Source organism: Vibrio mediterranei, assembly GCF_013364395.1.
Taxonomy (GTDB): domain Bacteria; phylum Pseudomonadota; class Gammaproteobacteria; order Enterobacterales; family Vibrionaceae; genus Vibrio; species Vibrio mediterranei.
This window is the reverse complement of record NZ_JABXGK010000001.1, coordinates 1,696,036-1,717,642: the sequence shown is the minus strand read 5'-3', so window position 1 is coordinate 1,717,642 and position 21,607 is coordinate 1,696,036. Positions and strand designations below refer to the sequence as shown.

Genomic DNA, 21,607 nt, shown 5'->3' with positions numbered 1-21,607 from the left:
CACAATTTCTATCTTGGCAGAATATCTACCTTAACAGAATTATCACTATCGTCTGAGATCACGAATGTTACCGGCATTTCATCTTTACTTATGTTCATAGTGGCGGTCACATTTAACGCTGAACCATCACTTTTTGAGCCTTTAATCGTTAAATCTTCTGATTTTGTGACCGCGAGCGTGTTTGTTGAATCTTGATACAGAAAACGGACATTTTTGTCTTGAAATTTGACCTCACATGGTTGTGAAGATTGACAAACAACCTCGCTAGACTCCTTATGGCTAATGGTTCTGTATGTAAATGCTGCAATTAGCACCACCATCATGATGATAATTTGAACAATCCTACCTTTTGTTAACTTCTGTGCTGGCATATTTACGTGTTCTCCGTGTAACAAACTTCAAAGTTTTGAAATAAATGGTCAAAAACCCGACCAACCATAAGGTTACTACCCTGTTTTTGATTTGTTAATTGAAGTATTATTGTTGGCTGAAAATGCTACTTTTTGTTAAATCCCGAAAGCTGAGTAACGTTTTGATTAGGCGTTAGTTCTTCTGAAGGGTTGGGTAGCATTACGACATGTGTCGTGTTGGAAGTAAAGTGTAGTTAATTAGAAAATTGGAAGCATGTTAATGAGCCAAGAAAAGCAGCTTGAACAAGTCTACAACTATACCGTCGTACGCCAGTTCACTTTAGTGACGATTCTTTGGGGTATTGTTGGTATGGCAGTAGGTGTTTTGATTGCCGCTCAATTAGTTTGGCCACAGCTCAACTTTGATACGCCGTGGTTGACGTACAGTCGTTTACGTCCTTTGCATACTAATGCGGTAATCTTTGCGTTTGGTACTAGTGCTCTGTTTGCAACGTCTTATTATGTTGTGCAGCGTACGTGTCAAACGAGATTATTTGGGGGCCCTCTTGTCGCATTCACCTTTTGGGGATGGCAAGCAATTATTTTAGCCGCTGCAATTACTTTACCGTTGGGTTTCACCTCTGGTAAAGAATACGCAGAATTAGAATGGCCAATCGATATCGCTATTGCAGTGGTATGGGTATCTTACGCGATTGTGTTCTTTGGAACACTTATCAAGCGAAAGACATCGCATATCTATGTAGCGAACTGGTTCTTTGGAGCGTTCATCATTACCGTCGCGGTACTTCATATCGTGAACAGTATGGCAATTCCAGTATCAATGGGTAAATCTTACTCTGTGTACTCTGGTGCCGTCGATGCGATGGTTCAATGGTGGTATGGTCACAACGCGGTAGGTTTCCTTCTTACGGCAGGTTTCTTAGGTATGATGTACTACTTCGTACCAAAGCAAGCTGAACGTCCTGTTTACTCTTACCGTCTATCGATCGTTCACTTCTGGGCGCTTGTTTCTCTGTATATCTGGGCTGGTCCTCACCACCTACACTATACAGCTCTACCTGACTGGACTCAGTCTTTAGGTATGGTGATGTCTTTGGTTCTATTCGCGCCTTCTTGGGGTGGTATGATCAACGGTATCATGACGCTGTCTGGTGCTTGGCATAAGCTGCGTTACGACCCAATTCTTCGTTTCTTGATCGTTTCTCTGTCGTTCTACGGTATGTCAACGTTCGAAGGCCCGATGATGTCTATTAAGACAGTTAACGCATTGTCTCACTACACTGACTGGACTATCGGTCACGTACACTCTGGTGCTCTAGGTTGGGTTGCGATGGTATCTATCGGTTCGGTATACCACCTAATCCCTCGCCTATTCGGCCAAGAGCGCATGTACTCTGTAGGTCTTATTAATGCTCACTTCTGGTTGGCTACAATTGGTACGGTGCTCTACATCGTAGCAATGTGGATCTCCGGTGTAATGCAAGGTCTAATGTGGCGTGCAGTTAACTCAGACGGTACGCTGACTTACAGCTTCGTAGAATCTGTACAAGCGTCTTACCCATTCTATACCGTTCGTTTCATTGGTGGTTTCATCTTCCTAGCAGGTATGTTCCTAATGGCATACAACGCTTATAAGACAATCACTGCAACGAAAGGTAGCTTGAAAGCTATCCCTCAACCGGCTTAAGGAGATTAAAAATGAGCTCAAACTCTAACAATCGCCATGAAGTCGTTGAACGTAACGTTGGCTTACTGGCTATCCTAATCGTATTCGCAATCAGCTTGGGCGCACTTGTTGAAATCACACCACTGATTTTCCAAAAGCAAACGACTGAACCTGTGAAAAACCTACGTGCGTACAGTGCACTAGAAATGGAAGGTCGCGATATCTATATTCGTGAAGGTTGTAACGTTTGTCACAGCCAAATGATTCGCCCATTCCGTTCAGAGACTGAGCGTTACGGTCACTACTCTGTCGCTGGTGAAAGCGTTTGGGAACACCCATTCCTATGGGGTTCTAAGCGTACTGGCCCAGATCTAGCTCGTGTTGGTGGACGTTACTCAGATGAGTGGCATCGTGTTCACCTAATTGATCCTCGTGAATTGGTTCCAGAATCAAACATGCCAGGCTTCCCTTGGCTTGAGGAAAACGTACTGGATGGCAAACTGACGCAGAAGAAACTTGAGATCTTCCGTAATCAATTTGGTGTTCCATACACGGACGAGCAAATCGCAAATGCATCTAAAGACGTAGAAGGTAAAACAGAGATGGACGCCATCATTGCTTATCTTCAATCTTTAGGCCATGCGATGAAATAAGGAGGGGCTTATGGATATCGGTACTATTCACAGTATTTGGACCATAGTTTTGTTCGCGAGCTTTATCGGTGTTGTGTGGTGGGCTTTCGGTAAAAGTCGTAAATCACGATTCGAAGAAGATGCAAACCTAGTATTCGCTGACGAGCAAAAACCCACCTCCGAAGAAAAAGGAGTGACTAAGTAATGACTACATTCTGGAGTCTATGGATTATTGTCATCACTGTCGGCACGTTGCTTGGTTGCGCAGCTATCCTGTATTGGTGTGTTCGCGACAAAATGGGTGTCGAAGAAGGCGAAGATATGGGACACGAGTACGATGGTATTCGTGAACTAAACAACCCACTGCCTAAGTGGTGGACTTATTTGTTCGTCGGTACGTTCGTATTTGCAGCAATCTACCTTGCGCTATATCCGGGTCTAGGTAGTTATAAAGGCCTTCTAGGCTGGCAAAGTTCGGACCAAACAGTACGTTCGATTGAAGAGTCAAAAGCATCGATTGCCGCTGCACAGAGCAACAAGTCTCTTGTACAGTATGCAAAAGAGCTAGATGACGCAGAAACTCACTTTGGTGAGGCATTCAACCGTCTAGCGAAGTCTTCGGATGGTGCGTTGCGCCCTATCCCAGAAATCGCAGCAGACAGTGAAGCAATCAAAGTGGGTCAACGTTTGTTCCTACAAAACTGCTCTCAATGTCACGGCTCAGATGCGCGTGGTCAAACTGGCTTCCCTAATCTAACGGACGATGCGTGGCTATATGGTGGTGAACCAGAAGCTATCGTAACTACTGTTATGCAGGGTCGTATCGGTCAAATGCCAGCGTGGAAAGACGCATTGGGCGAAGATGGCGTTCGTGAAGTAGTCAGCTACACACTGAGCCTATCAGGTCGTAAAGTTAACGCACGTGAAGCTGAAGCAGGCAAAGCTCGTTTTGTAGTCTGTGCAGCGTGTCACGGTACAGACGGTAAGGGTAACCCTGCTGTAGGTGCTCCTGATCTGACTGACCAAGTTTGGCTATTTGGTGATTCTCGTGCTGCTGTGACTGAAACAGTCATGAATGGTCGTTCTGGTGTTATGCCAGCATGGAAAGACATTCTAGGTGAAGAAAAAGTACAGCTGGTTTCAGCGTACGTTTGGAGCCTAAGTAATTCCGACAAATAAGTAACATTTCAATAACAGCCCCTTGTAAGGGGCTGTCTTTTCTAGATAAATTATAATTTCTTTCTTAGTTAGCTGTTGAGAACTTTTTTATGGTAAAGCCTTGGTATAAACAATTCTGGCCGTGGTTTCTAATCGCGTTGCCGCTTATCGTTGTGATTGCAACTGTCTACAGAATTTCACTGTTATTAGACAACAAAGTCAATCTGGTTGCCGAGGATTACTATAAAAAAGGCAAGGGAATTAACGTTGATCTAACCAAGATTAATGTCGCTAAAGAATTGGGGCTAAATGCTACGGTTTCGTCTGCTGGAGACACTATTCTGATTACGCTTCAGAAAGGTCAACTGCCCCACTTTCCAGCTCTCACTGCTACTTTTACTCACCGTACTCTGCCGGATAGAGACTTTGAAAAACTCTTAACTGCCGATGCTAAAGGCACTTATCGCCTTATATTGGACCATGATGTGCAAGGGCCTTGGTTCGTTGAACTACAGCCACATGACCAAGCGTGGATGGTTCAAGGTCGAGTCACTTTTCCAACTGAAACTGATGTAGTGTTGTTAGATTAGATTATGTGTAAGACGTGTTATCACTGCGGTGAAGATGTACCAGCCAACACGAGCTTCAGCGTAGACATATTAGGTGCAGAACGGGACATGTGTTGTCCCGGCTGTGAAAGCGTGGCTCAAACCATCGTGGATAGCGGATTAGTCTCCTACTATCAATATCGAACAGCACCGGCAGAGAAAGCCGATCTCGTCCCAGAACAATTGCGGTCGCTAATTCATTATGACAATGAAGATGTACAAGCTGAATTTGTACGGAACAACGAAGACACCAAAGAGGTGACGTTGTCACTTGACGGTGTGTCCTGCGCGGCTTGCGCGTGGTTAATAGAAAAACGTATGGCTGTCGAGCCTGGTGTGCTGTCTATTCGCGTTAATACAACCACCAACCGTGCTCTGCTTAAATGGGACAAAACCAAAACACAACTCAGCCAACTGCTCTCTTCTATCCATTCTTTAGGCTACAAAGCAGCACCTTTTGAGGCTGATAAACAAGAGGCTGCTTACCACGCTACCATGAAGCAGTATCTATATCGTCTGGGTATTGCTGGCCTAGCCACCATGCAAGTTATGATGCTTGCTGTGGCATTGTATCTAGAGGTGTTTGGTGATTTAGAACCGGAGTTTAAAAACTATTTCCGATGGGTCAGTTTGATATTCGCAACGCCTGTTCTTCTATATTCCGCCCTACCTTTTTATATCAATGCTTGGAGAAGTATTAAGGGTCGAACACTAGGGATGGATGTTCCTGTCTCCATCGCTCTCATTCTTGCTTACGTGGCCAGTTTAGTTGCTACCGTGGCTGAAAAAGGAGAAGTGTTCTTTGAGTCGATCTCCATGTTCACCTTCTTCTTGCTCGTTGGACGGTATCTAGAAATGCGCGCTCGCCGTAAGGCAGCAGCAGCAAGCGGCAACCTGCTTAAGCTTGTCCCTGCGATAGCCAACAAATTAGATGGTGACCAAGTACCAGTAAAATCTCTACAAATCGGTGACCAAATCAAAGTACTACCAGGTGAACATATCCCAGCAGATGGGGTCGTGCTCAGTGGTCGTATTCATATCGATGAATCTATGTTGACTGGTGAATCTCTACCTGTTGTTAAAAGCAAAGACGACTTTGTGTATGCAGGTACGTTGAATGGCGATGAAGCTTTCGACTTGGAAGTGCGCTCGACCAAAGCTGACTCCATGATCTCAAGCATTGTGAGGTTGCAAGATGAAGCGCAGTTAACTAAGCCCAAGATAGCTGAAATTGCCGATATCGTTGCACGCTATTTTGTGGCAATTATATTAATTATCGCTGCAGGAACATGGTTCTATTGGCATCAGACTAAGCCGGACGACGCATTCTGGATCATGTTGTCTGTCCTTGTTGCAACCTGCCCTTGTGCGCTTTCGTTGGCAACTCCTACAGCGATTACTTGTTCGAGTTCAAGAATGGGCACTCTTGGTATTTTGTCTCGTAGAGGTCATGTCTTTGAGACCTTATGTAAGGTAAATCATCTTGTTGTCGATAAAACGGGAACGTTGACACATGGCGACATCGAAATTGCTAAAACCAATTTGTTTGGTGATTTATCAGAGCAGCAAGCGTTGGAGTTAGCAGCCGCTCTTGAAAGTCATGCCAACCATCCTATTGCTCGCGCGTTTAAACCATACTTAAACCGTGAATTAGCGGTGAACAGCGTCGAAAACGTTATCGGCTCTGGGCTGACGGGGTATTTCGGTGATTCCTTAGTAAAAATAGGCAATGCTTCTTTTGTACTTGGTAGAACCGATAATGCTCGTAACAGCGTATATATGTCTATCAATGGTGAACATGTAGCGACATTTATATACCGAGATCCGATTCGAAAAGAAGCGGCTGAGTTTATTGATAAGATGCGTGCGGCAGGTGTAAAAACCACATTGTTAACTGGCGATACAATGGCAAATGCAGAAGTAGTCGCAAAAGAAGTGGGCATAGATGACGTAGTCGCCAGCGCTTCACCAAGTGATAAGCTGGACTATCTTAAATCTTTGGGTAGTAACGATGTATCTATGATGATCGGCGATGGTATTAATGATGCTCCAACTCTGGCGGGCGCTCACCTTTCTATTGCTATGGGTGGCGGTACAGACGTTGCTAAAGCTTCGGCAGATTTAGTGTTGCTAGGAGACCGACTTGATAAGATCTTGACTGCTCGAGAGTTAGCGATAAGAACAAGAAAGATTATTAGAGAGAACCTAGCTTGGTCTTTAGGGTATAATCTTCTCATCCTACCTCTCGCGGTTGCCGGTCTTGTCGCGCCTTACATCGCAGTAGTAGGGATGTCAGCGAGTTCTATCATCGTAGTTTCAAACTCGCTGCGCTTGCTCAAAGAAGAAGGTAAGTAACATGGAAAGCATCTACATATTGATCCCAATTGCCATTGTCTTAGTTTGTGTCGCAGTTGGTATCTTCCTATGGGCAGTAAAGAGTGAGCAGTTTGAAGATCTTGAAAGACAAGGTCACAATATTCTGTTTGATGAAGATGTAGAGCAGAAAAAGGATACCAAGAAGGATTCAAAAGAGTGACATTGGATCTATTAGGCGCCTTTACTATCGGCTTACTCGGCGCCGGCCACTGCATGGGAATGTGTGGTGGCATAGCCTCCCTCCTTTCTATCGGACAACCGAATAAAACCCCTACCACTCTTATCGTTAATTACAATCTTGGCCGTTTGATCAGTTATGCATTGATAGGTAGTGTTGTAGGTGGAACGATTGCAGGGATTGCGTCGCTTTCCCAGTTTAATCATGCACTTGCTATTTTGCGCATCATTGCAGCCGCCTTTATGGTGTTGCTTGCCTTCTACGTAGGGCGTTGGTGGAATGGCTTGTTAATTGTTGAAAAGCTGGGTCAGTCGTTATGGAAACGAATTTCACCTTTCGCAAACCAATTACTTCCTTTAAAGCACAGCAGCTATGCTATCCCCTTTGGTTTTCTTTGGGGCTGGTTGCCTTGTGGACTTGTTTATTCAACATTAACGTGGGCAGCGGTTTCTGGAAGCGCATTGGGCGGCGGCGCCACCATGTTAGCGTTTGGACTAGGTACACTGCCAGCGATGCTACTTGTTGGAACGAGCGCAACAAAATTAAAAAGCCTGCAAAATTCGCTAATATTCCGTAATATCGCAGCGATTTCTATACTTGTATATGGCCTGTATACAGGTTATGAATCGGTGATGATTTTTAACGCAAACTAATAGATGATTGTTTTATCATTGATTTTTTAGCTACCCTTAAGGGGTAATGAATGATAAAATCTTGATGTACATCAAATAGTGAAAGGTTGTTATGATTTCTGAAAAACCTGTAGCAAAACGTATTCAGTCCGGTGGCTGTGCCATCCATTGTCAAGATTGTAGTATTAGTCAGCTGTGTATCCCCTTTACTTTGAATGAATCTGAGCTCGATCAACTCGACCAAATCATTGAACGTAAAAAGCCAATTCAAAAAGGCCAAGAGCTTTTTAAAGCGGGTGATGAACTTAAGTCTCTCTATGCTATTCGCTCTGGCACAATCAAGAGCTATACCATCACAGAACAAGGTGACGAGCAAATTACAGCATTCCACCTTGCTGGTGATCTTGTAGGTTTTGACGCAATTACGGGTGATGAACACCCTAGTTTTGCACAAGCACTTGAAACATCAATGGTTTGCGAGATTCCTTACGAAATTCTAGATGATTTGTCAGGAAAAATGCCTAAGCTTCGTCAACAAATTATGCGTTTGATGTCGAACGAGATTAAAGGCGACCAAGAAATGATTCTACTGCTTTCTAAAAAGAACGCAGAGGAGCGTTTAGCCGCTTTCTTATATAATTTGTCGACACGCTTTTCTCAACGAGGCTTTAGTCCTAGAGAATTCCGTCTCACTATGACTCGTGGTGACATTGGTAACTACCTTGGTCTGACTGTCGAAACAATCAGTCGCCTATTGGGTCGCTTCCAAAAATCTGAAGTATTAAGTGTAAAAGGTAAATACATTACCATTATCGATCACGATGCTTTGATGGAAATGGCTGGCGTTACCAAAGAGTAAACTGACGTTTTTATCAGAACTCTACAACCTTTCAAAAAGTGGCTCTATGATGAGCCACTTCAAATTTCTACCTACCTGTTCTCCAATTTTTCTAAAAAAATTCATAGATTTGCGCTAAAGTTAATTTAGGTTATAGCCCAAATAGGTAGGGAGTATCTATGAGCATTTACAGTAAAATCCTCGTCGTTGCGAACCTCAATAGCGATGAGCAACCTGCCCTTGCTCGTGCGGTTCAACTTGCTAAGAAGAGTAAATCCAGAAGCCATATTTCGTTCTTCTTATCTATCTACGACTTTTCCTACGATATGACATCTATGCTTTCGCATGAAGAGCGTGACGCAATGCGACGCGGTGTGATTCAGCAACGTGAAGAGTGGATGCGCAATGTTGCCAAACCGTTTATCGATGACAGTTTTGATTTCGATGTAAAAGTTGTTTGGCACAATCGCCCTTATGTCGCCATCGTAGAAGAAGTGTTTGAAGGGAAGCACGATATTGTCATTAAAGCGACGCGCAAGCACGACATCTTAGAGTCTGTCATTTTCACCCCGACAGATTGGCATTTGTTAAGAAAATGCCCAGTGCCTGTATTACTGGTTAAAAATTCAGACTGGCCAGAACACGCTAACATTATTGCATCAGTGCATGTTGGCTCTGAAAACCCAACCCACATCGATCTTAATGACTGTATGGTCAAACAGCTTGATAGTTTAACTGAACGCCTTGGCGCAACGGGTTATTTGGTTAACGCCTACCCTGTCACCCCAGCAAATATTACCATTGAGCTTCCTGAGTTCGATCCTGCAACCTATACCGATGCAGTTCGTGGCCATCATTTGACAGCGATGAAAGCCCTAAGACAAAAACACGGTTATTCAGAAGAGCATACTATTGTTGAACAAGGCTTGCCGGAAGATATCATCCCTGATGTATCACGTCAGCTTGATGCAGGTATGGTCATACTTGGTACTACTGGACGTACGGGTTTATCGGCGGTGTTCATCGGCAATACGGCTGAACATGTAATTGATAAGATAAACTGCGACGTAATGGCATTGAAACCTGAAGGTTACATCAGCCCATTAGACCCAAGCCAAGCCTGATAAGTACGTTTCCCCTATGCGGGCAGGAATAGACTTGAACAGGACATTGAATCCTTTACATGATTCTGGATTGGGAATGTATAAAGATATAAATTCAGAATGCCTACTACAGAAAAGAAAGCGCCCCTCTAACGAGGGGCGCTTTTTTGATTAGATTTCGTAACTAAACATTGGTCACATCAATAAACATTGATTCATCGATATTAGTTGAAGAAACTGTCGCTTCGCTAAAGTCATAAGCTTCTCGTTCCCCTTCACGATCAAGTGGGAGGTTGACGAAGTCAAATAATTCACGATCAGCTAACTGGCTTGGGCTAACGTTTTGAATCGATTTGAAGATGCTCTCTACACGCCCTGGAGTTTTCTTATCCCAATCGATCAGCATGGCCTTGATTGATTGACGCTGTAAGTTTTCTTGCGACCCACATAGGTTACAAGGAATAATAGGGAACTCTTTATGCTCTGCGTAGCGAATCAGATCTTTCTCACGGCAGTACGTCAACGGACGAATAACAACGTTACGACCGTCGTCTGAACGCAGTTTTGGTGGCATTGCTTTGAGACGGGAACCATGGAACATATTTAGGAACATGGTTTCTACAATGTCATCTAAATGGTGACCCAATGCTATTTTCGTTGCGCCAATCTTCTCAGCGAAAGAGTATAGCGTGCCGCGACGTAATCGAGAGCATAAACCACATGTTGTTTTGCCTTCAGGGATCTTCTCTTTCACTACTGAGTAGGTGTCTTTATCCACAATATAATATGGAATGTTTAGTGTCTCGAAGTAGTCAGGCAAAATATGCTCAGGGAACCCTGGCTGTTTTTGATCTAAGTTTACGGCCACAACATCAAACTTGATAGGCGCTGCTTTTTGAAGATTAAGCAGGATATCGAGCATCGCAAATGAGTCTTTACCACCACTAATACACGCCATTACAACATCGTTCTCTTCTATCATGTTGTAATCTATGATCGCGTTTCCAACATTTCTTCTAAGGCGCTTTTGAAGTTTGTTGAATTCTAGGGTTTCTTTTCTTGTATCTATTTGGGTCATCGCGGGCTCTCACATTGCCGACAGATGTCGACGGTTGGATTTCCTATCAAGGGTTTATCTGGGGCGTGGATTATACGAGCTTTTTTGCCATTATTAAATGGTTGTTTCAAGTTGAGTTGTAGTGAGCGGATTTACAAGTGGGTTTGTAGCATAAAGAAGGATTCAATCCTCTCAGGTAAAGAGGATTGAATGTTTAGAAGCTTATTTAGCTGCTGGTAGATATGGCAGTACGCGCAGTGTCTGTGCTGGAAGCGTGATATAGCCATTTTCGCCAATATCCGCTAGTTTGACTTGTGCTTTTCTATTCTCGATCGGTTGTACTTTACCATTAGAAAAAGCGATTGAGCCAGATACGTCAGATGCAAACTCAAGTGTCACTCCTTCTACGTCAGGAGTAAACCAACTTGCAAACATGCCACCTAAGTCTTCTAACATAGTCTGCATTTGAGGCAGTAAGTTGTTTATTTCACTGTAAGAGACTTCTCCCGATAAAGGCTGTTTGGTCAGTACTACCATAGAGAAATCACATCGCTTGTCCTGCGGCGTATGTACAAACACCAACGGGTTGGCTTGCTTTAGATTACTGTCTAGAGGAACGAGTAATTCATTCGCAGCGCTCGTTTGAAGATCTTCATAATGTTCTTCTTTCTCCATCCAGGCTTTTTCGATTGTACAAAGTGATTTGTTGTCTGCATCAACAAAGAAAAAACCGACTTTCACGTCTTCATGGCCTTCTTTGGCATTATTCTTCATTTGCGAATAAAGCTTTGAGTAGGTAAACATGTATTCTTGAGCTAACGTAGGCAGCGTAAATGTACTCGCCGCCAATCCCAAAAGGGCTAGATTTATTACTTTCATAAGTTATTGTTTTTGTGTCCAGAATTCTTCATTATGACGAATCATTGCTTGCAGGTCTTTGACGTATGCCTCACCTCGCTCTGAGTAACGCAATAATCCGTTCGTCATTTCCAATGCGGCTACTTCCGTTCGCGGATCTTGTCCTTTGTCTCTTATGTTGGCACGAATCTCTCTCAGTTCTTGGTAAGCACGATTACGGTTAACGTTCATAAAGTAACCATGAATTGACCCTTGCGGGGAATCAAACTTTGCAACTTCGTGTGTTTTACCTTCACTTCTTTGTAAAGGAACCAGCCCACAACCTTTGCTATAGCACCACTGACCAAAGTAATTATTGGCCTCTTTAGCAAATCGAGAAGTGCCCCAAGCTGATTCATTTGCCGCTTGAGTAAGTACAAGAGCTTCAGGAAGGACATCGACCCTGTGCAACATATCTTCAAGCCATTCTAAAGTCACTTCTGTGGGTTCGAGCGAATACAGCCTTCCTAATCGTTTAGCGGTCTCAATTTGTTCTGAGCTTAGCGAATTCTCTTGTTGTAGAGCCGTTTTCATATCCAATAATCGTTTGCGCTCTTTCTGTACACGTGCATTTTCTATTTCGACACCCGGACGCAAGTAATCAAAGAAGGTTTTCTTTTTGGTACGCGTATCGGTAATTGTAGCTGTGTCAGGTTTGGATTCAGAAATCGGCGTTAACGTCGAATCTAGTTGCTCAGTGTCATCCTGTTTTTCATAGAAAAATAAAAAAGCGCTCCCCGACAGGAGAGCGATAATTGAAAGAATTTTGCGTGACTTACGCATCAAATACCTCTGGATTCTTATTTGGCTTGTCATCGTTTCTCGGAGGTGGTGGCGTATTGTCATCGTTATCACGATGATCCGAGTCGTCATTTGAGCCGCTGTCATCTTGAGATGCCACAATTTTCAGTTTGATGCCAAACATCTCTCGGTAAAGGATCCCCTTTACATGGAAGAAGAATGGCAACACAAAAATTAGACCGATTCCGTAGAACATGGCCCCAGCAATAAACATCAATACTAACAGAATGTAAATTCCTGCTAGTACGAATATCTTTTTATTTACTGCTCGTAATGAAAGTAAAAGCGACTGCAATGGCGGAACTTTCTTTTCACAAATAAGCAGAATCGATTGGCTAAAAGCTAACGATAAATACATAGACAAGAACGGCAGGATCATACTAACCATCCCTTGTAGTACAAGGCTAAACAGAGTTGCAATAATCACTGGGACAGTAAACTGCAGACCTTTTGCAATATGACGTGGCTTTGTAGTGAGTCCAGCAGCGTGGCTCATTGCCATCAACGAGATACCTGCATAAACCGGTGCACTTACTACTTCATAACTGAAGTTGGCGACAAATATAGCTTGAAAAATTTGTTCGTTCAAAAGAGATGGATCTTGGAACGCTTGTAAGATCACTGACGGGTCGCCAAGTTGCAATTGCAGCGCTATATAGAAGATTCCTAACTGCACAAAAATCAGTGCGATAATAGCAGGAGAGAAAGACATAAAATGCTTGGTGGTTTGCTTCCAAGCTTCTTGAAACACCGCTCCGGCTTTAAGTTCATACTGGCCGGACACCGCGCGCTCAATGCTTCCACCTAGATTGAAGTCTCTTTCAAAATCGTTTTTCATAGTATTTCCAAGTTACATCCACATCGCGAATGTGTAATTTCTTCGTTGAAAAGGCTGCGCCATTATAGCGGGAACAACAATGTATTATCACTGTTATAACCTTGCTTTCTTGTCTTTTTGGATGATAATTAACCACTTGATAAGGCGAAAATTTCGACTCAGTAAGTTCTTAACTTAGTATGGTAAATAATCTTTAGTTTTACCTGCAAAATTTTTTCTGTTTCGAGGTAAGAAAATGCTTTGAATTCACTCAATTGGTGATTATGATGCGCGCCTTAAATGTGTATAGCAACCGGCCAATTATAAAATTTCGGCCAAGGTGGAGAAAAACAGACGTTGAACGCTAAACATTCAGTAGGAACACCAGTAGTACAGCTATCAGGTGTAAGTAAAAGTTTCGATGGTAAGGAAATCATCGCGAATCTTAACTTAAACGTTAATCATGGTGAGTTTCTCACTATTTTGGGTCCTTCGGGCTGTGGTAAAACTACCGTACTTCGAATGATTGCTGGTTTTGAAACGGTTGATAATGGCCGAATTACCCTAGCTGACCAAGATGTAACGGACGTCCCTGCTGAACAGAGGCATGTAAACACCGTTTTTCAGAGCTATGCCCTATTCCCTCATATGACCGTGTTTGAAAACGTGGCATTTGGTTTGCGCATGCAGAAAGTACCTAACGCAGAAGTTGAACCACGTGTTCTCGAAGCGCTAAAAATGGTACGTCTTGAAAAGATGGCACAACGTAAGCCGCATCAGCTATCTGGTGGACAGCAACAGCGTATCGCTATAGCTCGAGCAGTTGTTAACAAACCAAAAGTATTGCTTCTCGACGAATCGTTATCTGCTCTTGATTACAAACTGCGTAAGCAAATGCAGATCGAGCTTAAACAGCTACAACGTCAATTAGGTATTACCTTTATTTTCGTTACCCACGACCAAGAAGAAGCGTTGTCAATGTCTGACCGTATTATCGTAATGCGTGATGGTGTGATTGAACAAGACGGTTCGCCTCGCGAAATCTATGAAGAGCCTAAAAACCTGTTCGTAGCGCGCTTCATTGGCGAAATTAACGTGTTTAACGCTATTGCTCGCGAGAGAATTGATGACAAGCGCATCAAAGCAGAGATCGAAGGTCAAGAGAGCATCGTCTATTACGACAAAGCGTTTGAAGCAGGAGAAAAGCTTCAAGTTCTTTTGCGTCCTGAAGATTTGCGCATTGAAGAGATTAAAGAATCTGAGAATAAAGGTATCGTTGGTCACGTTGCAGAGCGTACTTATAAAGGTATGACTTTAGATTCAGTTATCGAACTAGAATCAGGTATGCGTGTCATGGTCAGCGAATTCTTTAACGAAGATGATCCTGATGTTGACCACTCGTTAGGTCAAAAAGTGGCGGTAACTTGGGTAGAGAGTTGGGAAGTGGTGCTAAAAGATGAGCAAGAGATTTAATTTACAAAACGCCATCATCACTCTGATCGTTAGCTGGTTGGTACTGTTTGTACTCATTCCTAACGTGATGATCATTGGCACCAGTTTCTTAACCCGAGACGAAGCCAACCTCATTGAGATGACGTTTACGTTAGACAACTACGCAAGACTGTTGGACCCACTTTATGCCAAGGTGTTGTTCCATTCATTCTACATGGCGATAGTTGCAACTTTGATTTGCTTAGTCATTGGCTATCCGTTCGCGTATATCGTCGCAAAGATGCCTGAGAAATGGCGTCCGTTTATGTTGTTCCTGGTCATCGTACCTTTTTGGACTAACTCTTTGATCCGTACTTACGGCTTGAAGATTGTGCTCGGTACACAAGGTATCTTGAACAAAAGCTTATTGGCATTGGACATTATCGACAAACCGCTACGCATTATGTACACCGAAACAGCAGTGATGATCGGCCTAGTATATATTCTGTTGCCATTTATGATTTTGCCGCTCTACTCCGCAATCGAAAAACTCGATGGTACATACATTGAGGCTGCAAAAGATTTGGGTGCTAACAAATGGCAAACGCTAACGAAAGTTATTTTGCCGCTTACTATGCCTGGCATTATTGGTGGCTGCTTGCTAGTTCTGTTGCCAGCACTTGGCATGTTCTATATCGCTGACCTACTTGGCGGTGCGAAAAACTTGCTAATTGGTAACGTTATTAAGAGTCAGATTTTGAACGCACGTGATTGGCCGTTTGGTGCTGCGACGAGTATCGCTCTTACCGCTGCGATGGCAGTAATGTTGTATGCCTACTACCGAGCAGGCAAGCTCTTGAATCGTAAAGTGGAGCTAGAATAATGGGACGCGTAGTTAGATTTAGTTTTATGTCGGTAGTTTATGCGTTCTTATATCTACCGATCATCGTATTGATTGCCAACTCGTTCAATGCCAATAAATTTGGTATGAAATGGGGAGGTTGGACAACAAAGTGGTATCACGCTTTAGTCAACAACGACAGCTTAATGCAGGCAGCATGGCATTCACTTAATGTGGCTGTGTTTTCTGCAACTGCAGCTACGATAATTGGTAGCTTAACCGCAGTTGCCCTCTTCCGTTACCAGTTTAAAGGTAAAGGTGCGGTTAGTGGACTGCTGTTCATTGTCATGATGTCTCCTGACATTGTTATGGCAATCTCATTGTTGGCTATTTTCCTAGTATTGGGGGCACAACTTGGCTTCTTTAGCTTGTTAATTGCGCATATTACATTCTGTCTTCCTTTTGTTGTTGTCACTGTTTACAGCCGACTAAAGGGATTCGATGTAAAAATGCTTGAAGCTGCGAAAGACTTAGGTGCGGGTGAATGGACAATCCTGAAACAGATAATCCTGCCTCTTGCTAAACCTGCTGTTGCCGCTGGTTGGTTGTTGTCATTTACGCTTTCATTAGATGACGTTATTGTCAGCTCGTTTGTAACAGGCCCGACATACGAAATCCTACCGTTGAAGATCTACTCAATGGTAAAAGTGGGTATTTCGCCAGAGGTGAATGCACTGGCCACCATTATGTTAATTGTCTCTCTAATTCTTGTTGTTGCCTCGCAACTGCTTGCTAGAGAGAAAGTGAAATAAATCAGTAAAATCGCTATTTTATTTGCGGGAGCAGAATGGCGTCGACATTCTGCTCTTTTTCTATCTATGCCTTCGGGCAGCGTTTGTTTTGGAGCTAACGTCAATGAAAAAATGGGCTACTTTATTAGCTGGTAGTGCATGTGCACTCTCTCTACTTTCAGGAGCAGCGAGTGCTGAAGATGATCAAGAATTAGTATTTATGAACTGGGGGCCGTATATCAATAGCAGCATCCTAGAACAATTTACTAAAGAAACTGGCATTAAAGTGATCTACTCAACTTATGAGTCGAACGAAACTTTATATGCAAAGCTAAAAACACATAACAAGGGCTACGACTTAGTTGTTCCTTCAACCTACTTCGTAGCGAAAATGCGCGATGAAGGTATGCTACAGAAAATTGACAAATCAAAGCTGTCGAATTTCAGCAACCTAGATTCTAACTACTTGGATAAGCCATACGATCCTAACAATGACTACTCTATTCCACACGTCGTTGCGATTACAGGTTTAGCCGTCAATACAGACATGTATGACCCAGAAGAGTTTACTAGCTGGGCTGACCTTTGGAAACCGGAGCTAGAAGGTCAATTGATGCTTATGGATGATACTCGTGAAGTATTCCATATTGCTTTACGTAAACTTGGTTACTCGGGTAACACCACGGATAAAGCACAGATCGACGAGGCGTACACCGAATTACAAAAACTGATGCCAAACGTATTGGTATTTAACTCTGATAACCCAGGTGCACCATACATGTCTGGCGAAGTTGGTGTCGGTATGCTTTGGAACGGTTCAGCCGCTGCAGCGCAAAACGAAGGACTTCCAATCAAGCTTGTATTCCCTAAAGAAGGTGGCATTGGTTGGGTAGACAATTTCGCAATTAGCTCTGGAGCGAGAAACGTCGAAGCGGCTCATGAGATGATAGATTTCTTGCTGCGTCCTGAAATTGCTGAACAAATTTCTCGAGATACTGGTTACTTAACAGCCGTTAAAGCATCGAATGAAAAGTTCAAGGACAGCCCTGCTCTATTCCCTTCTCAAGAAGACTTAGATCGAGTTGAATGGCAAGACGCTGTTGGTGATAAAACTGTGGTTTATGAAGATTATTTCTTGAAGCTCAAAGCTGGTCAGTAACTCATAGCGAAATTGACAAAAAGGTGGCATTTGCCACCTTTTTTCATGATTGAGCTGCTATATCATTCTAAACGTTTAATTTTTGTAAATTCCTACATAGAGTATTCAATCATTGACTGATATAATGTTGTGATGCACATCAAATAATGATGGCGTGCAAAGTAATATAGGAACCCCTACTTTCCTATATTGTCATGTCTCCTAGAGACTCTTTGTCTACCAATACAAACGGAAAAGTAATGAAAAGCAAATTGTATGCAGGCGCACTTTGTGCGGCGACTCTTCTCACTACCCCGGCGTTTGCAGCCAACGAAGAACTTTACTTCTACAACTGGTCTGAATACATTCCTAGCGAAGTACTAGAAGACTTTACCAAAGAAACTGGTATCAAAGTCATCTACTCTACTTATGAATCCAACGAAAGCATGTACGCTAAGCTAAAGACCCAAGGTTCAGGTTACGATCTTGTCGTACCATCGACCTACTTCGTGTCTAAGATGCGTAAAGAAGGCATGCTTCAAGAGATTGATAAAGAAAAACTTACTCACTTCAAAGATTTGGATCCTAATTATTTAGACAAACCTTTTGATCCAGATAACAAATACTCAATCCCATATATCTGGGGTGCAACCGGTATTGGTATCAATACTGACATGCTTGATAAATCAGCAGTAAGCTCTTGGGATGACCTTTGGGATCCTCAGTGGGAAGGCCAGTTGATGATGATGGATGACTCTCGTGAAGTATTCCATATTGCATTGACTAAATTAGGTTATTCACCGAATACTACAAATCCAGACGAAATCAAAGCAGCGTATGAAGAACTAAGAAAGCTAGTACCAAACGTTTTGGTGTTTAACTCTGATTTCCCTGCTAACCCGTACCTTGCTGGTGAAGTGTCACTTGGCATGCTATGGAACGGTTCAGCGTACATGGCCCGTCAAGAAGGTGCGTCAATTGATATTGTTTGGCCTGAGAAAGGTGCAATTTTCTGGATGGACAGTCTTGCTATCCCTTCAGGAGCCAAAAACGTTGATGCTGCACACAAGATGATCGACTTCTTATTGCGTCCAGAAAATGCAGCGAAAATTGCTTTAGAGATTGGCTATCCGACTCCAGTTAAGACGGCTTATCCTCTACTTCCAAAAGAGTTTGCTAACGATCCAAACGTGTTCCCACCACAAGAAGTGATGGATTCAGGTACATGGCAAGATGAAGTTGGCGAAGCTGGTGCGCTGTACGAAGAGTACTTCCAAAAGCTAAAAGTAGACAACTAAGCACAGTTTTTTCAATGAATAATAAAATAGCCCTCAAGTACGAGGGCTATTTTTATTTAAGTCGACAATCGATGACCTTATGAAGCTGCCTTATCCTCGGTCTGTAACGCTAAAATCTCTCTGACCAGTTTTGGCACTTCTATGCTTGCCTTGCCATAGCGCTTCTCTTCAAACTCACTTTGAACCGCACTAGGTTCTAAGTTAATTTCAATCGTATGCGCGCCATGCATTTTTGCGTCATGGACAAAACCTGCTGCAGGATAAACTACCCCAGAGGTACCTATAGATATGAACAAGTCTGCTTTTTCTAATGCCGCATAGATATCACCCATTTTTAACGGCATTTCGCCAAACCAAACTATATGAGGGCGCATTTGTGATGGAATCTGGCAACAATGGCACAAATCACCCGTTTCGATGTCATTCACCATTTCGACGACCTGCCCTGACTCAGAGCAGCGAGCACGAAGCAACTCTCCGTGCATATGGATGATATTCTCACTACCGCCACGCTCATGAAGGTTATCGATGTTTTGTGTGATAACCGTTACTGTCCCCTCTAACTGCCTTTCTAGGTCCCCAAGAGCAATATGAGCCGCATTAGGTCGGATATCGGTTTGTTGAAGCTTCTGACGTCGTTGATTGTAGAAGCTTTGGACTAACTCTGGGTTTCTCGCAAATCCTTCAGGGGTCGCTACATCTTCGATGCGATGATTTTCCCAAAGTCCATCTTGTGCACGAAAAGTCTGTATTCCTGATTCTGCCGAAATACCTGCCCCGGTTAAAACGACAACATTTTTATAGGGAAACTTCATAAACACTCCTTGTGCTGACTTATCGTTGTTTTAATAAGAGTAACACGGAAGCAATAACAACAGTAGCTTTGGGGATTAGACCATAGTCTAAATTTACTTAGATTCAGTAAGTTAGATAGTGGGAATATGATGAGCACCCAAGTATTTCTTCGGGTGCTCTTATGTACTTAGTCTTCGTTAGTGGCGGATATTCTATGGATCGCCAGATCCGCTCCGTTAAATTCATCTTCTTCAGAGAGTCGTAATCCGGCTACTTTATCCAGAATGCCATATACTATCCCTGCACCGATTACCGCAACGACCACACCCGTGACCGTGCCAATAAGCTGAGAAGCGAAACTAACGCCCCCTAACCCGCCCAAAGCTTGCTGTCCAAATATCCCGGCAGCAATACCACCCCATACGCCGCAAAGCCCATGCAAAGGCCACACGCCTAATACATCGTCGATCTTAGTTTTATTCTGTAAGTAGGTGAACACCCAAACAAACAATGCTCCAGCAACTGAACCAGTAACTAGTGCGCCAATTGGATGCATCAAATCGGAACCTGCACAAATAGCCACTAAACCAGCTAACGGACCATTATGGATAAAGCCAGGGTCATTTCTTCCGACAATTAGCGACGCCAAGATACCGCCCACCATCGCCATCAGCGAATTCATAGCAACAAGGCCACTGATGCCTTCCAAAGTTTGCGCTGACATCACGTTAAAGCCAAACCAGCCGACACTAAGAATCCAAGCACCTAATGCTAAGAAAGGAATGTTAGAAGGTGCAAAGTTAGTATGCTTGCCCGCACGAACTCGTCCTTTGCGCATTCCTAAAAAGATAACCGCGACTAGCGCGATCCAACCGCCAACGCCATGTACAACGACTGAACCAGCAAAGTCATGAAATCCGGCGCCAAAGCTCTGTTCTAACCAGTTTTGGAATCCGAAGTTACCGTTCCAAATCATACCTTCGAATAATGGATAGACGATACCAACCGTAAAAAAAGTGGCAAGAAGAATTGGGTAAAAACGAGCTCGCTCAGCAATACCACCAGAAACAATGGCGGGGATTGCTGCGGCAAATGTCAGTAAGAAAAAGAACTTCACTAGCTCATATCCGTTGCCTTGTGACAATGTCTCCGCATCTGCAAAGAAAGTGCCCCCGTATGCAACCCAATAACCGATAAAAAAGTAAGCGATTGCCGAGACACCAAAATCGGCGAGTATCTTTACCAAAGCGTTTACTTGGTTTTTATGGCGAACGGTTCCCACTTCTAGGAACGCAAAGCCTGCGTGCATTAAAAACACCATGATGGCGCCCAATAGTAAAAATAGTGTGTCTGAGCTTTGCGTTAGTGTTTGTACGGCTCCATGTACCTGCTCTACCGAAGTGGTCATGTACTAATTACTCCTTTGCAACGATTCAATCCATGTAATGCACAATATCTGTGCTTCTTATTCTTTAAGCACACCAAAATAGGGAGCGCTAAAATCGAACGTTGTATAAGGCAATTAGCATTCCACTTATTGTCCAAACACAAGATAATCACTAAGTTATTGAATATTTGGATAAATACGTGCTTGCTAATCAGTAAGGTAGGACGCGCGGGCTTTAAAATCGCACCAATATAGTGAAATAGCACCAAAATGGTACGCACTACTATGTAGCAATGTTGTTATACCAAGAAATAGGGGATAAAAGAAAAGCTCCTTAAAAGGAGCTTTTCGACGTTATGGTAAGTGTTGTATAGGCTGTTCGGTATTACCAAATGTCATCGCGATATTTTGATTCAGCTTGCTCATTCCCATGAACATGCGAATGATCCACATAACAATCGCGACAGCAGCAAATAACATCCCAATGTAAGGAATAATATTTGCAATTTGGTCTATCCAACTGGCTTTGTACCAGTAGTTAGTCACACCTTTTAATAGCCCGTTCGATGTTGCTACCGTTACGATTAAAACAACAAAGAAAGTTAGGTTTAAAAAGAACGTGCGAATTAAACCATAATAGTGAGAGTTTACTACTTCGCTATCTTCACCTTTGTCTAAACGGTAACCTGCATAAATGATGGCAATCACGCCAGACAGTAACAAAGTAAACGGCGTAAACAAACTTAAGATATACGCCACCCAAATACCTTTATGATGTTGGTGCATAAAGTC

The 21,607-nt window shown here is 43.1% G+C and carries 23 protein-coding genes; 15 read left to right on the top strand and 8 right to left on the bottom strand.

Annotated features, from left to right (window positions below; genetic code table 11):
• Positions 1-8: 8 nt before the first annotated feature.
• Complete coding sequence (locus HOP38_RS08110) at positions 9-371, bottom strand: hypothetical protein (RefSeq protein ID WP_198558288.1); 363 nt, start codon at positions 369-371, stop codon at positions 9-11.
• 259 nt (positions 372-630) lie between these two features.
• Between HOP38_RS08110 and ccoN the strand changes: the two genes are divergently transcribed.
• The 10 genes from ccoN (at position 631) to uspE (ending at position 9,583) form a co-directional block, all read left to right on the top strand.
• The gene (gene ccoN, locus HOP38_RS08105) at positions 631-2,058 is read left to right on the top strand and encodes a cytochrome-c oxidase, cbb3-type subunit I (RefSeq protein WP_006074498.1); all 1,428 of its coding nucleotides are present in this window, start codon (positions 631-633) and stop codon (positions 2,056-2,058) included.
• An 11-nt stretch (positions 2,059-2,069) separates the two neighbouring features.
• Entirely contained in the window at positions 2,070-2,690 is a 621-nt protein-coding gene (ccoO, locus tag HOP38_RS08100; RefSeq protein ID WP_006074497.1) for a cytochrome-c oxidase, cbb3-type subunit II, read from the top strand.
• A 10-nt stretch (positions 2,691-2,700) separates the two neighbouring features.
• The gene (locus tag HOP38_RS08095) at positions 2,701-2,874 is read left to right on the top strand and encodes a cbb3-type cytochrome oxidase subunit 3 (RefSeq protein ID WP_006074494.1); all 174 of its coding nucleotides are present in this window, start codon (positions 2,701-2,703) and stop codon (positions 2,872-2,874) included.
• On the top strand, positions 2,874-3,848 hold the full coding sequence (gene ccoP, locus HOP38_RS08090; RefSeq protein WP_006074493.1) for a cytochrome-c oxidase, cbb3-type subunit III: 975 nt from the start codon (positions 2,874-2,876) through the stop codon (positions 3,846-3,848). Before HOP38_RS08095 ends, ccoP begins: the two co-directional genes overlap by 1 nt.
• An 89-nt stretch (positions 3,849-3,937) precedes the next feature.
• A complete protein-coding gene (locus tag HOP38_RS08085) occupies positions 3,938-4,417 on the top strand; it encodes a FixH family protein (RefSeq protein ID WP_006074489.1) in 480 nt (159 codons plus the stop codon).
• A gap of 3 nt (positions 4,418-4,420) precedes the next feature.
• The gene (locus tag HOP38_RS08080; protein WP_198557823.1) at positions 4,421-6,790 is read left to right on the top strand and encodes a heavy metal translocating P-type ATPase; all 2,370 of its coding nucleotides are present in this window, start codon (positions 4,421-4,423) and stop codon (positions 6,788-6,790) included.
• A 1-nt stretch (position 6,791) separates the two neighbouring features.
• Positions 6,792-6,971: a cbb3-type cytochrome oxidase assembly protein CcoS gene (gene ccoS / locus HOP38_RS08075; protein ID WP_006074487.1), complete on the top strand. Its 180-nt coding sequence runs from the start codon at positions 6,792-6,794 to the stop codon at positions 6,969-6,971.
• Positions 6,968-7,642 (top strand): sulfite exporter TauE/SafE family protein, encoded by a 675-nt coding sequence (locus tag HOP38_RS08070; protein WP_198557822.1) that lies wholly within the window; start codon positions 6,968-6,970, stop codon positions 7,640-7,642. The genes ccoS and HOP38_RS08070 overlap by 4 nt, the downstream gene beginning before the upstream one ends.
• 91 nt (positions 7,643-7,733) lie before the next feature.
• On the top strand, positions 7,734-8,480 hold the full coding sequence (locus HOP38_RS08065) for an FNR family transcription factor (RefSeq protein ID WP_006074485.1): 747 nt from the start codon (positions 7,734-7,736) through the stop codon (positions 8,478-8,480).
• A gap of 158 nt (positions 8,481-8,638) precedes the next feature.
• Entirely contained in the window at positions 8,639-9,583 is a 945-nt protein-coding gene (gene uspE, locus HOP38_RS08060) for a universal stress protein UspE (protein ID WP_006074483.1), read from the top strand.
• 163 nt (positions 9,584-9,746) lie between these two features.
• Here the strand turns inward: uspE and ttcA are convergent, their stop codons facing one another.
• From ttcA to HOP38_RS08040, 4 genes are all read right to left on the bottom strand, one after another.
• Positions 9,747-10,640 carry a tRNA 2-thiocytidine(32) synthetase TtcA gene (gene ttcA, locus HOP38_RS08055; RefSeq protein ID WP_006074480.1) on the bottom strand — a complete coding sequence of 298 codons (894 nt, stop codon included), beginning with the start codon at positions 10,638-10,640 and terminating at the stop codon, positions 9,747-9,749.
• Between the two features lie 201 nt (positions 10,641-10,841).
• Positions 10,842-11,498, bottom strand: a complete 657-nt coding sequence (locus HOP38_RS08050; protein WP_198557821.1) for a DUF2987 domain-containing protein — start codon at positions 11,496-11,498, stop codon at positions 10,842-10,844.
• A gap of 3 nt (positions 11,499-11,501) precedes the next feature.
• Complete coding sequence (locus tag HOP38_RS08045; protein ID WP_006074478.1) at positions 11,502-12,299, bottom strand: glucosaminidase domain-containing protein; 798 nt, start codon at positions 12,297-12,299, stop codon at positions 11,502-11,504.
• Positions 12,292-13,155, bottom strand: a complete 864-nt coding sequence (locus HOP38_RS08040) for a hypothetical protein (RefSeq protein WP_006074477.1) — start codon at positions 13,153-13,155, stop codon at positions 12,292-12,294. The genes HOP38_RS08045 and HOP38_RS08040 overlap by 8 nt, the downstream gene beginning before the upstream one ends.
• A gap of 336 nt (positions 13,156-13,491) precedes the next feature.
• Between HOP38_RS08040 and potA the strand changes: the two genes are divergently transcribed.
• From potA to HOP38_RS08015, 5 genes are all read left to right on the top strand, one after another.
• Positions 13,492-14,607, top strand: coding sequence for a spermidine/putrescine ABC transporter ATP-binding protein PotA (gene potA, locus HOP38_RS08035; protein WP_038230549.1), 1,116 nt, complete (start codon positions 13,492-13,494; stop codon positions 14,605-14,607).
• Positions 14,591-15,448, top strand: coding sequence for a spermidine/putrescine ABC transporter permease PotB (potB, locus tag HOP38_RS08030; protein ID WP_006075155.1), 858 nt, complete (start codon positions 14,591-14,593; stop codon positions 15,446-15,448). Before potA ends, potB begins: the two co-directional genes overlap by 17 nt.
• The gene (gene potC, locus HOP38_RS08025) at positions 15,448-16,218 is read left to right on the top strand and encodes a spermidine/putrescine ABC transporter permease PotC (protein ID WP_006075154.1); all 771 of its coding nucleotides are present in this window, start codon (positions 15,448-15,450) and stop codon (positions 16,216-16,218) included. The genes potB and potC overlap by 1 nt, the downstream gene beginning before the upstream one ends.
• Before the next feature lie 103 nt (positions 16,219-16,321).
• On the top strand, positions 16,322-17,356 hold the full coding sequence (locus tag HOP38_RS08020; RefSeq protein WP_198557820.1) for an extracellular solute-binding protein: 1,035 nt from the start codon (positions 16,322-16,324) through the stop codon (positions 17,354-17,356).
• A gap of 239 nt (positions 17,357-17,595) precedes the next feature.
• Positions 17,596-18,633 (top strand): extracellular solute-binding protein, encoded by a 1,038-nt coding sequence (locus tag HOP38_RS08015; RefSeq protein WP_006075152.1) that lies wholly within the window; start codon positions 17,596-17,598, stop codon positions 18,631-18,633.
• Between the two features lie 77 nt (positions 18,634-18,710).
• Here HOP38_RS08015 and cobB read toward each other — a convergent pair whose 3' ends face one another.
• From cobB to HOP38_RS08000, 3 genes are all read right to left on the bottom strand, one after another.
• Complete coding sequence (gene cobB / locus HOP38_RS08010; RefSeq protein ID WP_006075151.1) at positions 18,711-19,448, bottom strand: Sir2 family NAD+-dependent deacetylase; 738 nt, start codon at positions 19,446-19,448, stop codon at positions 18,711-18,713.
• A gap of 167 nt (positions 19,449-19,615) precedes the next feature.
• Entirely contained in the window at positions 19,616-20,836 is a 1,221-nt protein-coding gene (locus tag HOP38_RS08005; protein ID WP_096444206.1) for an ammonium transporter, read from the bottom strand.
• Between the two features lie 333 nt (positions 20,837-21,169).
• A complete protein-coding gene (locus HOP38_RS08000; RefSeq protein WP_006075149.1) occupies positions 21,170-21,601 on the bottom strand; it encodes a hypothetical protein in 432 nt (143 codons plus the stop codon).
• Positions 21,602-21,607: the final 6 nt, after the last annotated feature.